The 13685-nt window shown below is 68.7% G+C and carries 12 protein-coding genes; 4 read left to right on the top strand and 8 right to left on the bottom strand.

Annotated features, from left to right (window positions below):
- Positions 1 to 43 precede the first annotated feature (43 nt).
- Complete coding sequence (locus ACFY3D_RS04005) at positions 44 to 406, top strand: hypothetical protein (protein WP_389974608.1); 363 nt, start codon at positions 44 to 46, stop codon at positions 404 to 406.
- A 518-nt stretch (positions 407 to 924) separates the two neighbouring features.
- Positions 925 to 1554, top strand: coding sequence for a pyridoxamine 5'-phosphate oxidase family protein (locus ACFY3D_RS04000; RefSeq protein WP_389974605.1), 630 nt, complete (start codon positions 925 to 927; stop codon positions 1552 to 1554).
- 100 nt (positions 1555 to 1654) lie between these two features.
- Here ACFY3D_RS04000 and ACFY3D_RS03995 read toward each other — a convergent pair whose 3' ends face one another.
- The 4 genes from ACFY3D_RS03995 to ACFY3D_RS03980 form a co-directional block, all read right to left on the bottom strand.
- On the bottom strand, positions 1655 to 3094 hold the full coding sequence (locus ACFY3D_RS03995; protein ID WP_389974602.1) for a serine hydrolase domain-containing protein: 1440 nt from the start codon (positions 3092 to 3094) through the stop codon (positions 1655 to 1657).
- Positions 3095 to 3172: 78 nt separating this feature from the next.
- On the bottom strand, positions 3173 to 3835 hold the full coding sequence (locus ACFY3D_RS03990; protein WP_389974599.1) for a response regulator: 663 nt from the start codon (positions 3833 to 3835) through the stop codon (positions 3173 to 3175).
- Positions 3836 to 3863: 28 nt separating this feature from the next.
- Entirely contained in the window at positions 3864 to 5063 is a 1200-nt protein-coding gene (locus ACFY3D_RS03985; RefSeq protein ID WP_389974596.1) for a sensor histidine kinase, read from the bottom strand.
- The gene (locus ACFY3D_RS03980) at positions 5060 to 5263 is read right to left on the bottom strand and encodes a hypothetical protein (protein ID WP_389974593.1); all 204 of its coding nucleotides are present in this window, start codon (positions 5261 to 5263) and stop codon (positions 5060 to 5062) included. Before ACFY3D_RS03980 ends, ACFY3D_RS03985 begins: the two co-directional genes overlap by 4 nt.
- 187 nt (positions 5264 to 5450) lie before the next feature.
- Between ACFY3D_RS03980 and ACFY3D_RS03975 the strand changes: the two genes are divergently transcribed.
- Both ACFY3D_RS03975 and ACFY3D_RS03970 read left to right on the top strand, forming a co-directional pair.
- Positions 5451 to 5801 carry a hypothetical protein gene (locus ACFY3D_RS03975; protein WP_389974590.1) on the top strand — a complete coding sequence of 117 codons (351 nt, stop codon included), beginning with the start codon at positions 5451 to 5453 and terminating at the stop codon, positions 5799 to 5801.
- A gap of 156 nt (positions 5802 to 5957) precedes the next feature.
- On the top strand, positions 5958 to 6554 hold the full coding sequence (locus ACFY3D_RS03970; protein ID WP_389974587.1) for an RDD family protein: 597 nt from the start codon (positions 5958 to 5960) through the stop codon (positions 6552 to 6554).
- Between the two features lie 249 nt (positions 6555 to 6803).
- On the opposite strand, the gene ACFY3D_RS03965 is transcribed toward ACFY3D_RS03970, so the two are convergent.
- From ACFY3D_RS03965 to ACFY3D_RS03950, 4 genes are read right to left on the bottom strand one after another with little or no spacing between them, the layout of a single operon-like run.
- Positions 6804 to 8135, bottom strand: coding sequence for a UDP-glucose/GDP-mannose dehydrogenase family protein (locus ACFY3D_RS03965; RefSeq protein ID WP_362896656.1), 1332 nt, complete (start codon positions 8133 to 8135; stop codon positions 6804 to 6806).
- A 39-nt stretch (positions 8136 to 8174) separates the two neighbouring features.
- The gene (locus ACFY3D_RS03960) at positions 8175 to 9347 is read right to left on the bottom strand and encodes a right-handed parallel beta-helix repeat-containing protein (protein ID WP_389974584.1); all 1173 of its coding nucleotides are present in this window, start codon (positions 9345 to 9347) and stop codon (positions 8175 to 8177) included.
- A gap of 3 nt (positions 9348 to 9350) precedes the next feature.
- Positions 9351 to 11309 carry a right-handed parallel beta-helix repeat-containing protein gene (locus ACFY3D_RS03955; protein WP_389974581.1) on the bottom strand — a complete coding sequence of 653 codons (1959 nt, stop codon included), beginning with the start codon at positions 11307 to 11309 and terminating at the stop codon, positions 9351 to 9353.
- Positions 11306 to 13684 carry a right-handed parallel beta-helix repeat-containing protein gene (locus ACFY3D_RS03950; protein WP_389974577.1) on the bottom strand — a complete coding sequence of 793 codons (2379 nt, stop codon included), beginning with the start codon at positions 13682 to 13684 and terminating at the stop codon, positions 11306 to 11308. The genes ACFY3D_RS03955 and ACFY3D_RS03950 overlap by 4 nt, the downstream gene beginning before the upstream one ends.
- Position 13685 lies beyond the last annotated feature (1 nt).

The raw sequence follows: 13685 nt of genomic DNA, 5'->3' as shown, positions 1-13685 counted from the left end.
TCATGATGGGAGGGTCAGAGGAACGCGAACCTTGGGAGGAACCGTGCTCAAGGAAGCCTGTGTTGTCAGCGCTCTCGTGGCTGCCGCCCTCGCCCCTTCGATTCCCTCGCAGGCGCAGTCTGGAAGCGTCGGCACCGTCGTCTCGTCCACCGATCACTCCGTCTCGCAGGCCCCGAAATGTAAATGGCTCGACGAGGGGGAGAGGAGGTGCTACTACTGCCGCGGCAAGAAAGGCAGTGGATACAAGAAGCAGTACTGTGAGCGGAAGCGCGGCGAGTCCGAGAATTCGACCGAGGTCGAATGCGTGACCACCAAGGACCCGACCACGACCAGCCCGAACCGCACGTGCAAGACGTGTACGGACGCCAAGACCGGGAAGCGCATTTCCAAGGTGTGCGACAGCTAGCTTCATGAGGTGCTGCTGAATCTCGCCGCGCCCCGCCCGCTGTGTGGCGGGTGAACCCGATGACCGTGTCCACCGTCACGAGGACACCGCCGGAGTTTGCCGCCCGTTGCCCATGGCTCCGGAGGAACAAGGAGGTCCCGCCCGATCGAGGTGATCGGACGGGATCTCGTCAACCCTTGAGCACTAAAACCCAGACGTCATCCAGAGGTTATTCTTCACCTGTCGTCGGGAACGGCCTGTAACGTCGTCGGCTCGGCCTGTGTTGATTCAAACCGCACCTGCCACGCAGGTAGAAAGAGCTCCCTCGCCGGTGGAAACGTGGTGAGGAGGCTCTTCTCGTATGTCCGGCCGTTAACGATGCTCTATGACTGATCTTTCCCAATGCGTTTCCATGGGCCTATGCTCCATGAGGGCGTAGGTTCATGGTCTACGGTGTGAACGGCAACGATCCCGACGTTTACCTGCCAGGTCGGTGACCACACGCCCTCCGCGAAGAAACGGATCACCGAAGGGGAATCATGGGGGCCGAGGGCTGGGAATCGATCGAGTCGGCGGACGAGTTGCGGGAGGTGCTCGGCATTCCCAAACCGGCCGCGCTCGCGAAGGAGCGGAGGACCCTGCACGAGCTGGACCGTGCCTGGCTGGCCGCCTCGCCGTTCTGCCTCGTCGCGACCTCGGACGCCGACGGTAACTGCGACGTCTCGCCCAAGGGTGACCCGCCGGGATTCACGCTGGTCCTGGACGACTCCACGATCGCGGTCCCGGAACGGCCGGGCAATCGCAGGGCGGACGGATTCCACAACATCCTGCGCAACCCGCACGTCGGCCTGATCTACTTCGTTCCCGGCCGCGGCGACACCCTGCGGGTCAACGGCAGGGCGCGCCTGGTGCGCGAGGCCCCCTTCTTCGACCGGATGGTGGTCAAGGGGCACCGGCCGTCGCTCGCGATCGTGGTCGAGATCGAGCAGATCTTCCACCACTGCTCCAAGGCTTTCCTCCGCTCGGAACTGTGGCGCCCGGAGAGCTGGAACCCGCAGGTCCTGCCATCGCGGGCGCGTATCGCCCAGGCGCTGGAACGACAGGGGGAGCCGATCGAGGAACTGGAGCGTTACTACGGCCCCGCCTACGCGGAGGGGATATATCGCTGAGCGGACGGGCGGTCGCGTCCACGTGTACCGCTGAGGGGACGGGGGGCGCGTCCACCGTCCACGGAGGTGGTGTACGGGTTTCCCTAGGTCGTGCCGGGTGTTATGCGACCTGACCGGCGCGGTGGAAGCACCAGAGGCGGCGGCCGAGTGCGACCGCCCCGAGCACGCAGCAGGTGAGGCAGAAGAGCGCCAGCAGTGGCAGCAGCCAGGCGGTGACGATCCAGTAGTGGATGCTGAACGCCCCCCAGATCAGCGTCGGCAGCACCGGGCCCAGCACCGTCACCAGGGCGAGGGGCACGAGCCGCGGGACCAGCCTCGGCCGGCGCGCCGCGCGGCGTCGCGAGGCCCAGCGGCGCGCTCGGACGATCGCGGTGACCAGCAGCGCGGTCATCCCCGCCGTGAGCCCGAGCAGGACCGCGTTCACGACGGTGAGCGGGTTGCTCATCGGCGTTGTCGGCGCCCCGATCCGTTCGGCGAGAAGGTTGGTCGAGAGCAGACCGGGATCGCCGCCGCTGTTGGTGAGGACGATGGCGGCCACACCGGTCTTGGGGGAGAAGACCATGTCCCCGGTCCACGTCGCCAGCGTTCCGCCGTGGCCGATCACCGACGGCGGGGCGTCTGCCGCGAGGGGGCGGGACTGCCAGCCGAGGGCGTAGGTGCCGGCCTTGGGCTGGACGGTGTGCAACTCGGCCAGGGAACCGGCGCTCAGCAGGTCCGCCCCGAAGGTTCCCTGGTTGAACCGCAGCCACCGCACCATGTCGTCCAGGGTCGAGATCACCCCGCCGTTGCCGACGCAGAACCCCGGCATCTCCGGTGCCGCGACGGCGACCCCGAGAACGACCTCGTACCCGGACGGCAGGCCCTCGGCACGATCGGAACACCCCGAGGTCGAGCCGGTGCCGGTCATGCCCAGCGGCGTGAACAGCTCGCTGCGGAGAAAGGCGTCGAAGGACTTGCCCGACACCACTTCGACGATCCTCGCCGCGATCGAGTAGTTGGTGTTGTGGTACTCCGAGCGGGTGCCCGGATCGGCGGCGAGGGTCTTGTCGGCCAGCCTGGCCACGACCTCCCGCGCGCCGCGCGGAGGCGGGAACACGTACTCGTTGTTCGTGTCGTTCGAGAGCCCCGAGGTGTGGCTGAGGACCTGGCGTACGGTGATCCTGGTGAAGCGCGGATCGGCCATCTCGAAGTCGGGCAGCAGCTTGACGACCGGGTCGTCCAGGGAGACGCGGTCACGGTCGACGAGCAGCATGATCGCCGCAGCCGTCATCGACTTGCTCATCGACGCGATCCGGAAGCGGGTCCGCGCCGTCACCGCGTTGCCGTCCCCGTCCCGGCCGCGGACGATCGTCTCGACCGACGACCCGTCGATCACGGCCGCCGCGACCCCCGGCGCACCGTAGACGGAGCGGTAGTCGTCGACCAGCCGTTCGCCGACGGCGTGGGCCGGTGCCGTCCAGCCGAGCAGCACGGCGACGAGCACACCGCCGAGGACGAGGAGGGCGGTCACCCGAGGAAAGAACAGATGGAGGAGATGCACGACGTCGAACGTAGGCCGGGCGTCACCGGCCGACATCACCCCAAGGGGTGAGACGGCACCACCCGGCAGGATGGAATCTCAGCCGGGCAGATCGCCGCGCCCCACAAGCCCGTTCTCGTACGCGTGGATCACCACGTGCACGCGGTCGCGCAGGTTCAGTTTCTGCAGGACGGCCCGGACGTGCGACTTCACCGTGTTCTCGCTCAGCACCAGTTCCGCGCAAATCTCGTTGTTGGACCTGCCGCGGGCGAGCAGGCCGAAGATCTCGACCTCGCGGGGGGTGAGGCCGTCCAGGGCCGTCGTCCTTCGCGTCGGCACCCGTCGTACGAGATCGAGGATCGTCGCGGCCACTCCCGGAGCCAGCGCCGACGTCCCGGAGGCGACGTCGCACACGGCCTGGGCCAGGGCCGCGGGCCGGACGTCCTTGGTCAGGTAGCCGCTCGCGCCGGCCCGGATGGCGGCCACGACGAGTTCGTCGTCGTCGAACGTCGTCAGCATGAGCACCCGGGTCGCGGGCGCGATCCTGACGATCTCCGCCGTGGCGGCGACCCCGTCCATGCGTGGCATGCGGATGTCCATCAGCACCACGTCGAGACGGTGCCGCCGGACGACCTCGATCGCGTCGCCGCCGTTCGCGACGTCGTGGGTGACCTCGATGCGTTCGTCGGCCGACAGCACCGTACGGAGGGAGGCCCGCAGCAACTCCTGGTCGTCGACGAGCATGACTCGGATCCCGGTCACCGGGGCACCGTCTTTCTCGCAGGCACCACTACGGTGCTCGGTGAAGGGACTCGGTGGCGGCCGGGTCATGCCCCTCCTTCGTGGGGAGCCGCGCCCGCAGCACCCACCCGTCGTCGCCGTCGTCGACCGACAGGGTGCCGCCCGCGGTGCGCACACGTTCCTCGATCCCCATCAATCCCGTCCCCTGACCGCCGCCGTCGCGAAGCGCCCTGCCGCCGTCATCGCGTACCTCCACCATCACCTCGGCCGGGGTCCAGCGCAGGCGGACGGTCACCTCGACCGGCGGTTCGAGGTGGCGCAGCGCGTTGGTGATGCCCTCCTGCACGGTCCGGACCGCCGCGACCTCGGCGCTCAGGCTCAGCGGCCGTCGCTCGCCCACCTCCGCGAACGTCACCGCGTGGAGCGGGCTCGCCGCCGAGGCCACGAGGTCGGGGAGGGCGTCGAGCGAGATCGGGACCTCCCCGGGCCGGGAACCGGCGCGCGGCGTCAAGGTGGCCAGCATCGCCCGCAGACCTTGGTGGGCGTCCCGGCCGGCCTCGGCGATGTCGCCGAGTTCGTGGCGGGTCGCCGGATCCGCCGTCGTCACCGCCGCGGCCTCGATCCGCGCGACCATGACGGTGACCGTGTGGGCGATCACGTCGTGCAGGTCGCGGCGGATGCCGGCCCGTTCGTCCGCGACCGCCGCGGCCAGCCGTTCGCTCTCGGCCCGTTGCCGGGTCTCGTGCCTGCGACGTACCAGCAGGGCCGCGAGCCACACGCCGCCGACCACGAGCATGAGCAGCCCGCCCTCGACGAGGGGGGTCCACCCGGGGGTGTCAGGGGGCAGCCGGGCCCACGCCACCAGCTCGGTGAGCACGATCCCGAGCGCGGCGACGGCCAACGCGACCGCCGAGGACCTGACCGGGACCAGGCCGGTCAGCCGCCACAACATGAGGGGGAAGCACACGGCCGAGGGCAGCATGCTCGGTGACCAGCCCAGCTGGGGCATCGTCACCAGGACGAGCATCGCCAGCGCGCCGATCGCGTACCCCACCCACGGCCGTCGATCGGCCACCACCGCTCCCACATGGAGCAGGCCGGCGGCACCCGCCGAGGCGAAGATCTGCCACAGGTCCGCGCCGAGGTGCCGGACGCCCACCAAGATGATCACCGTCAGGAGAGCGACGACCAGGTGTGCCGTCACCGCCACCGGCGTCGGCCACATGCTCCGGCGTTGGGAGGCTGTCACGGTCGTCGCCTTCCGGTGGGCTCGTGGTGGGGGAGCCGTACCCGGCTCGACGCGCCACAGGATAGCCAGGTCTCCGCGTCGAGCGCGTGCCTGCTCCCCATGATCCGGGTGTGCTTGACCACGCTCGCCGGCGCCGAGGGCTCGATCTCGCGGAACTCGGCTTCGGTGAGCAGGACGACCACGCCCGCGTCACGGGCCACATCCGGCGCGCTCGTGCCCTACCTGAGTTCCGGAGCGGAGGGGGCGGAATGTTGGGCGTTCTTGATGTGGCAGGCGGGACGATCAGGTTTTATCTCAATCGATTATGGTTCTCTGTTCTTGTAATCGCGGTCATCCCGAAGTCGAGCGTCCTCGCCGGAGGCAGGGTTTTGTCGGTATTGTCGAAGCGTGGACGATCACAGCGCGGGGAAGCGCTCATGGCTTGAGCAGATTGTGATCGGTATCGCTGTCCTGATCGCGGATGGCTTCCTCATGGCGATGGGGTTGTACGCAGCCTTCGTCATCGGCGGGTTCCAAATTTTGGGCGGCGGACCTGACAGGACCCAAGCGGAGTTGGAAGCTCACCAACACCGTGGATCCCTCGCCATATATGGTTCAGCGACGGTCGTCGCGTTGATCCTGATGGCGATTGCGATCCTGGCGTGGCGCCGGCGTCCCGAGATCACATTCGTTCAGTTGATTTCACTGTGCGCGCTCGGCCTGTTCGTAGCTGATTGGGCGCGTGTCAATCCCTGGTGATGTCAGAGTGCCTTGGCGGCGGGGTGTCGACATGAACCCGGGCTGTGGTGGTCGTCGACCGTTCGTTCGCCGATGGTGTGGGCCGGTGCCGTCCAGCCGAGCAGTACGGCGATGAGCTGGTTTCACGGGTCAAGGTCATCCGGCACACTGATTCGCATGACAACCGCCCCCCATGCCCCGATAACACGGACTCTCGCCGCGAGACGTCACCGTTTCGCGGCCTTTCTTGTCGACGGCCTGATCTGTTTGATAGCGGTCTCGCCGATCTATGCGCTGACCGGAGATGTCGAGGTGTCCGACGAGTCGACCCTTGCCGGTTATCTCAACCCCTACGCGGACAATCCGAATTGGCCGATCGAAGTCGCGGTCACCGTCCTCCTCGCCGCCTACTTCTGGGTACAGCACGCGCTGTGGGGCCAGACGCTCGGCAAGCGACTTTGGCGCCTGAAGGTGGTGTCCAGTACGATCGGAGAACCGCCGAGCTTTCGTCATGCGGGAATCCGCGCTCTTGTCTACCCCTTCATAACGTCGGTGCCGTATATCGGGGCGCTGCTCAACCTGGTCGACATGTTGTGGATATTCGGCGATTCGAAGCGTCGATGCCTCCACGACGTGATTGCCGGAACCGTGGTGGTCGACCTTAGTGGCCCTGGCAGGAAAGAGCGCGGAGGATCCGGCTTCCTGTTCGGCCTGGGCATTGTCGTCGCCCTCTTCGCGGCCTTCGTGCTCGTCTCGGTGCTGGTGGCCTTGTAGTCGACGACGCCGACCACAAGGCGCCGCCTCCGGGTACAAGGCCGTGCACCAGTCCTCGGCCGACGCGCCTTCCACCAGCGCGTGCCACCATCTCCACCGCTGCGAAACGACCTGTGGATGGGGACGTGAAACGGCCGCCGGTGGTGACCTCGCCCCGGCCACCCGCGGTTACCGGGGACGACAGGGCGCCATACCCCACCGGCCGCCGCGAGGTGACGGGTGTTCGTCATAAGGATCCAGGGCGTCCCATCAGGGGCTGCCCAGTGCCCGGTATTCCCAGCCCGCCGCACGCCAGGTGTCCGCGTCGAGCGCGTGCCTGCCGTCCACGATCCGGGGGTGCTTGACCACGCTCGCCAGTGCCGAGGGCTCGATCTCGCGGAACTCGGCCCACTCGGTGAGCAGGACGACCACGTCCGCGTCACGGGCCACGTCCAGCGCGCTCGTGCCGTACCTGAGTTCCGGATAGGTGCGGCGCGCGTTGTCCATCGCGGCCGGGTCGTACACCCGGACGTTGGCGCCCAGGCCGTGCATGGTCCTGGCCACGTCCAGCGCCGGGGCGTCCCTGATGTCGTCGGAGTTGGGTTTGAAGGCCGCGCCCAGGCAGGCGATCCTCTTGCCGTCGAGCCGGCCGTCGAGCAGTTCCCTGACCAGGTCGATGGTCCGGGAACGGCGGCGCCGGTTGATCGCGTCGACCTCGCGGAGGAAGGACACGGCCTGGCCGACGCCGATCTCCTCGGCCCGGTGCGCGAAGGCCCGGATGTCCTTGGGCAGGCAGCCGCCGCCGAAGCCGAGGCCGGGCTGGAGGAACCGGCCGCCGATCCGGTCGTCATAGGCGAGGGCCTTGGCCAGGTCGCGGACGTCGGCCCCGGTGGCCTCGCAGACCTCGGCCATCGCGTTGATGTAGGAGATCTTGGTGGCCAGGAACGAGTTGGCGGCCACCTTGACCAGCTCCGCGGTGGCCAGGTCGGTGACGACCACCGGGGTACCGAGGTCGAGGATCGGCTGGAACGCCGCGGTGAGACGTTCGCGCGCCCATTCGGAGGTGACGCCGAACACGAGCCGGTCGGGCTTGAGGGTGTCGTCGACGGCGAAGCCCTCCCGCAGGAACTCGGGGTTCCAGGCCAGCTCCACCTCCTCTCCCGCGGGGGCCAGCTCGCGCAGCATGCCGGCCAGGCGGGTGGCGGTGTTCACCGGGACGGTCGACTTGCCGACCACCAGGCAGCGCCGGGTCAGGTGGGCGGCCAGGTCGCGCACGGCGGCGTCGACGTAGGTCAGGTCGCAGGCGTCCGAGCCGGGCTGCTGGGGGGTGCCGACGCAGACGAAGTGGACGTCGCCGTGCTCGGCGGCCTCCGCGTAGGAGGTGGTGAACCGGAGACGGCCCGACTCCAGGGCCTTGCCCAGTAACTCGGGCAGGCCGGGTTCGAAGAAAGGCACCTCCCCGGCCTGTAGCTTTTCGATCTTCTTGCTGTCCACGTCGAGGCCGACCACGTCGTACCCCAGCGACGCCATGCAAACCGCGTGCGTCGCGCCGAGATAGCCGGTTCCGATCACGGTCAATCGGGGGAGCTCGGCTTCGCCCATATCCGTCGTCCTATCTACTACTTGTCTTCGGGCTCTTGTTCAGGAACAGTCGTCGGCCTTGGAAAGGGCTCCGCCGGTGACCTTGTTGTCGCAGGTGATCGTGTTTCCGCCGACCGTGTCGTTGATGCCGAAGCCGCCCGAACCACCAAGATCGATGGTGTTGGCCTGGAACACGTTTCCGGTGCCCCAGCCATTTACGATCTTGTGAGTCTGGAATCCGTCCCCGTTGCTCTGGCTACCGGTGTTACCGCGGATGAGATAGCCGTTGCCCTTGACGTCGACCCATGAATCGTTGTGCTTGTGGCCGCCGAGACGGGAACCGTCGAAGATATTGTCGAGGATGCGGCCGTCGGAGGTGCCCTCCTTGATGTCGATCGCCTCGGCGGTGGCCCGGATGACGTTGCCGCGCACGGTGTTGCGATCGCTGCGGTCCATCTGCCCGCCGGAGAAGGCCGCCCAGTTGCTCTCCGCGGTGCCGAGGTAGACGCCCTCGCCGAACTTCTCCCGGCGCAGGCCGGTCGCGTAGATCATGCAGTACTGGACGGTGTTGTCGCTGCTGAAGTTGCGCAGGTGGATCGCCTCGTCCCCGATGTGGTGGACGGTCAGCTGCTGGATGATCGTGTTGCCGGTGCGGTCGGCCATCACCCCCTTCTGGCTGTTGCGGACGGTGAAGCCGACCAGCCGCCAGTGATCGACCTCGTTGAGGTGGAAGGCGTAGCCCTTCTTGATCCCGCCGCCGTCGATGATCGCCTCGGGCGGGCCGCAGACGAAGATCGGTTCGGCCTCCGTCCCGGAGACCGCCGCCACGAACCGGCCGCTGTAGACACCGGGCTCCAGGCTGATCACCGCACCCGGCTCGACCGCCTCAAGGGCCTCGGCGAGTTCGGTGGCGTCCGTGACGGTCACCGTGGCCTCGGGGCACTCGACCAGCCCTTTCCCGAGGGGTACGGCGATGTCGGGCGGCTCCTGCGACGCGACGAACTCCTCGGCGTCCTCGTCCCTGTCCTCGTTCACGTCATCCTCAGCCCGCGCGGTGTCGTCCTCCTGCTGTGCGGCCGGCGCGTCCGCGCTTTTCGGCCGGATGTCCTCGATCGCGGTGCCCGGCTCCTCCGCACCGCCGAACAGCCCGCGCAGCAGCACTACGACGATCACCGTGATGACCGCCCCGGCGAGCATCCCCACCAGGGTCTTCCTGTCAATGTCCAGGCGCATCGCTCAACTTCTCTCGGCTGGAGTCTGGGTGGCGGCGGTCCGCAGGAGCTTGGCCGGTCGCTCTTCCAGCAGTGTCTGCTTCTCGTACGGGTGGACGAACCGCCGGCCGGCCCGCGGGCCGTCGCCGCGTAGTGCCCGGAGCGCCGAGAGCACGATCAGGGAGATGACTCCCAGCCAGATCAGGTTCATCGGCTTGGCGATCCGCTTGACCATCGTCCAGAAGCCGGCGGTGTCCTGCCAGCCGGTGGTGTTGTTCTGCGCGACGGTGGTGGCTCCCTTCGCCCGGCCGGTGTCGAGCGCGCTGCGGCCGGCACCGCCCAGGGTGTTCCCGGTGATCGTGGTGCCCTCGGCCGCGCCGAGCAGTGAGATCGCGTGCAGCGAGGCGGACTCGACCGTGTTGGCGGAGATGGTGGCCTCGGAGTCACGGAGGTAGATCGCGGTCTGGGTGTCCCGCACGATGTTGCCGCTGATCCGGGCCCCCCGTACCCCGCCGCGCAGCGCGATTCCCTGGCTGCGCTGGCCGGTGAGACGGTTGCCGGAGACCCGGACCCCGGTGGCGTCCTCGCTCACCACGATGCCCATCTCCCCGCCGATGACCTCGGTGGTCTGTACGACGAGCTTGACGCCGCCCTGGATCTCCACGCCGTAGCGGCCGTTGTCCCGCGCCGTGCTGCTCGTCACCGAGCTGCCGCCGAAGCTGCGCAGCGACTCCCCGGACGCCGACGGCCCCCGGGCGAGCGGCAGGCCGCTGATGGTGAAGCCGTTGCCGTTGTTGCGCTCGGCTCCCGAACCGGTGATCGTGACGTTCTGCGTGCCCCTGGACAGGACGAACCCGTCACCCCTGCTGCCGGTCACGGTGGTGTTCTCGATGGTGGCGTTGCGCGCGAACCGGTGCAGCAGGATCCCGTGGACCAGGCTCCCGGTGACCGAGACGTTGATGATCCGGGTCTCGTTGGAGGCCGTGATGAAGATCCCGTACGCGTTGCCGGTGACCTTGGTGTCGGTGATGTCGCCGGTGACCAGATTGGCCTCGGGCAGCCGGTAGGCGACCCTGCCCCGGCCGGCTCCGTTGGTGATCTCGACCTCGTTATCGCTGCCCCTGCTCGGCACGAGGAGGCCGTTGGGCAGGAGCGCCCGCTGCTGGGAGGAGGCTCGCTTCGGCCGGGAGGTGGGGTTCGGCGAGGAGGTGGGCGACGCCCCCGGCAGGGAGGCGGGGACGGTCACCAGATCGGCGTTCGCGGTCGGCCGGTCACTGCCGGTCAACGCGAGCCCGCCGGTCGGGCCGCTCCAGAATCCGAGATGCTCCACCGTCGCGTGGCTCACCTTGAGTTCCCCGCCGATCACGCGCAGGTAGGCGCGTCCGTCGGAGACCTTGGTGTCGGCCGTCCTGTCGTGCGCGTTCCAGCTGGTGATCCGCACCGGGTTTCGTGCCGAACCGTTGATTTTGATGTTCGCGCCGAAGCTCACGATCGACACGAAGGCACCCGGGTCGCTGCGCATCCGGATCACCAGGGGGCCGGTCGCGTTCTGGAGCACGACTTTGGCCCCCGGACCGGCGAACAGGTTGATGCCGAGCACGTAGGAGCCGTCCGACTGCTTCTGGAAGTGCTCCTGGCCGAGGCGCTCCAGGTCCGCGACCCGGTACGGCTCGCGGCGCTGCGGTAGCACGAGCGTCTGGCCGTTGGCCGAGCTGGAGATGTGCGGCACGCGGGATCTCGCGGCGGCGGGGCCGCCCCGCGCCATCGCCGAGGTCAGCGTCGCCCGGGTCTGCATGATCCGCAGATCCTCCTGGTCGACCAGGGCCGACTGCTGCTGTGCCTCCACCGCGGGCACCTCGTTCACGCCGGGAGGTGGCACGGGGCGATCGATGTAGGAGAGGTATGTCCAGGTACCGGCCGCGGACAGGCACAGGGCCAGGACGATGAGGAGGGTACGGCTCCTCTTCCGGGGTGGCGGGCTCATCCCCTGCCTCCCACGGGAGCGCCGCCCACGGAGGGACCGCCGATGGAGGGGCCGCCGATGGAGGGGCCCGTCATGTGGACCGGGTCGAGGTGCGGCGAGGACGGTCGCCGGCGCCGTGCAAGATGTCCGTCGGCGGGCACCGGATGGTCCGGCGCGGGCACGGCGGCGTGGCGCAGCACCTGGAACCGCCCCTCGGCGAGCAGCCGCTGCTGCTCGTAGGGGTTGCGGATCTCCCTGCGGCGTTGCCTGCGTTCCACGACAGCGCGGGATCGGATCGCCGACACGATCACCAGGAGGATGACCGCGGCCCAGATCACGTTCATGGGCTTGACGAAGCGTTTGGCCTTGACCCAGAACGACGACGTGTCGTTCCACTGGTCCTCGTCGTTGTTGTGCTTGTTCACCGTGTCGGCGGCCCGTGCGACGCTGATCGCGCTCGTCCCCGAACCGATGACGGTGTTGCGGGTGATCTCGGAACCTGCCGCGTCGCCGACCACGGTGATCCCGTGGGCCTTGGGGTGCGACAGGGTTGTGATCTTGTTTCCGATGATCATGCCGGCGGAGTCGCGGAGATAGATCCCGGTGACGGTCCCGGCGATCGTGTTGCCGGCCACATGCGCGCCGGTCGCCCTGTCGCGCAGCGCGATCGCCTGTCGGCGCTGGCCGGTCAGCCTGTTGCCGGAGATCTGCACACCGCTGGCGCCCTCGCGCACCACGATTCCCATGTCACCGCCGATGATCTCGCTGGTCTGCACGGCCAGCCGGCTGCCGCCGAGCACCTCGACGCCGTACCTTCCGTTGTCGCGGGCGGTGCTGCCGCTGACCGAACTGTCACCGTAGACGGCGAGCGACTCGCCGCTCGCGGACGGACCGCTCGCGAGCGCCCGTCCGTTGAGCGTGAAGCCGTTGCGCCCGTTCCGTTCGGCCAGGCAGTCGACGACCTTCACCTTCTCGGTCGCCCGTGACAGCACGAAACCGTCGCCGCCGCTACCGATCACCTCGGTCTTCTCGATCGTCGCGTTCTTGGCGAACCGGTGCATGAACACGCCGTGCACCAGGCTGTCGACGATCCTGTTGTCGATGATCTGTGTCTGGTTCGAGCCGGAGACGAAGACGCCGTAGGCGTCGCCGGTGATGACGCTGTTCTTGATCGATCCGGAGACCAGCTCGTCGGCGAGCACGTGTGAGGCGGTGCCGGGGCCGATCGGAATGGTCTCCACGTCGCCGAAGTTGCTGCCACCCCGCTCGCCCTGCTTGGTGTTCGCCAGCCGTTCCCGCTTGTCCTGGTGACGCTGGTCCTTCGTCCGGTGCCGGTAGACACTGGCCGGTCGCTCGGTGCCGGTGAGCGCGATGCCCCCGGTACGGCCGCTCCAGAATCCCAGCTGGGAGACCTGGGTGTGGGACATCTCGAACTCGCCGCCGACCGCCCGGATGTAGGCGCGGCCGTCGGTCGTGGTCGTGTCCGGCTTCTGGGTCCGCACGTCCCAGCTGGTGATCCGCACCGGCCTCTTGGCGGTGCCCTTGATCTCGATGCCGCCGCCGAACGTGATGATCGAGCTGAACGAACCCGGCAGGCTGCCCATCCGCAGCGTCAGCGGGCCGCGCAACTGCAGGCGCGCCCCGTCGGCCACGAAGACGTGGACGCCGAGCAGGTAGGAACCGTCCTTCAGTCGCCGCAGGTACCGGCCCTTCTCGACGGCCGCCAGATCCTTGAGGGTGTACGCGGCCTCGGTGTTGCGCGCGGGCAGCACCAGCGTCCTGCCGTGCGCCGACACGAAGACCTGGGGCTGCTTGCGCTGGGCGGCCGCGATGCCACCGCTCTGCAGCATGGCCGTGAGCGCGGCGCGAGTCTGGATGATCCGCTGGTCCTCGACGTCCACCAGGATCGCCTGCGCCTCGGCGTCCTCCGCGGCGAGGGTGCCGGCCTCCAGGATCGCGTCGTCCGCCATGATCGCGTCTTCGACCAGAGCCGGGCTCTCCTCCGGGTCGGGGTCGTCCGTCGCGGAGGTCGGGGCCGGGCCGGAGGTCGGGGCGGGGCGGGTCGGCGAGGTGGGAGCGGACGTCGGCTCCGAGCCTTCTCCCGTGGCCGGGCCGGTTGTCCGGGTTGTGGTGGCCGTCGGCCTCGGTTTGGCGGTGGGGGTCCGGGTGGCCTTCGGAGGGGAGTCGTCCTCCGCGGAGGGCTTGGGCTCGGGCGACGGGTCGGCCAGGAACGGGTTGTCGTCCGAGGGCGCGCTGCCCGTCGGAGACGCGCTGGGCCCCGAGACCGCCTCGGAGTTCCCTCCGGGGGTGGGGGAGGAGAGGGCGACGGCCGGCCCGCCCCCCAGCCCGACCGCCAGCGTCGCCGCGCCGAGCAGCACGGAAATGGAGCGTTTCACC

The sequence above is a fragment of the Streptosporangium sp. NPDC000509 genome (assembly GCF_042898365.1).
In the GTDB taxonomy this organism is placed as follows: Bacteria; Actinomycetota; Actinomycetes; order Streptosporangiales; family Streptosporangiaceae; genus Streptosporangium.
Note: the sequence above shows the minus strand (reverse complement) of the source record. Positions and strands in the feature narration are given on the sequence as shown.

Bases quoted from the DNA above. Each gene is read 5' to 3' on its own strand.
- ACFY3D_RS04000 (WP_389974605.1), top strand. From the start codon at position 925: ATGGGGGCCGAGGGCTGGGAATCGATCGAGTCGGCGGACGAGTTGCGG.
- ACFY3D_RS03970 (WP_389974587.1), top strand. From the start codon at position 5,958: ATGACAACCGCCCCCCATGCCCCGATAACACGGACTCTCGCCGCGAGA.
- ACFY3D_RS03965 (WP_362896656.1), bottom strand. From the start codon at position 8,135: ATGGGCGAAGCCGAGCTCCCCCGATTGACCGTGATCGGAACCGGCTAT.
- ACFY3D_RS03960 (WP_389974584.1), bottom strand. From the start codon at position 9,347: ATGCGCCTGGACATTGACAGGAAGACCCTGGTGGGGATGCTCGCCGGG.
- ACFY3D_RS03955 (WP_389974581.1), bottom strand. From the start codon at position 11,309: ATGAGCCCGCCACCCCGGAAGAGGAGCCGTACCCTCCTCATCGTCCTG.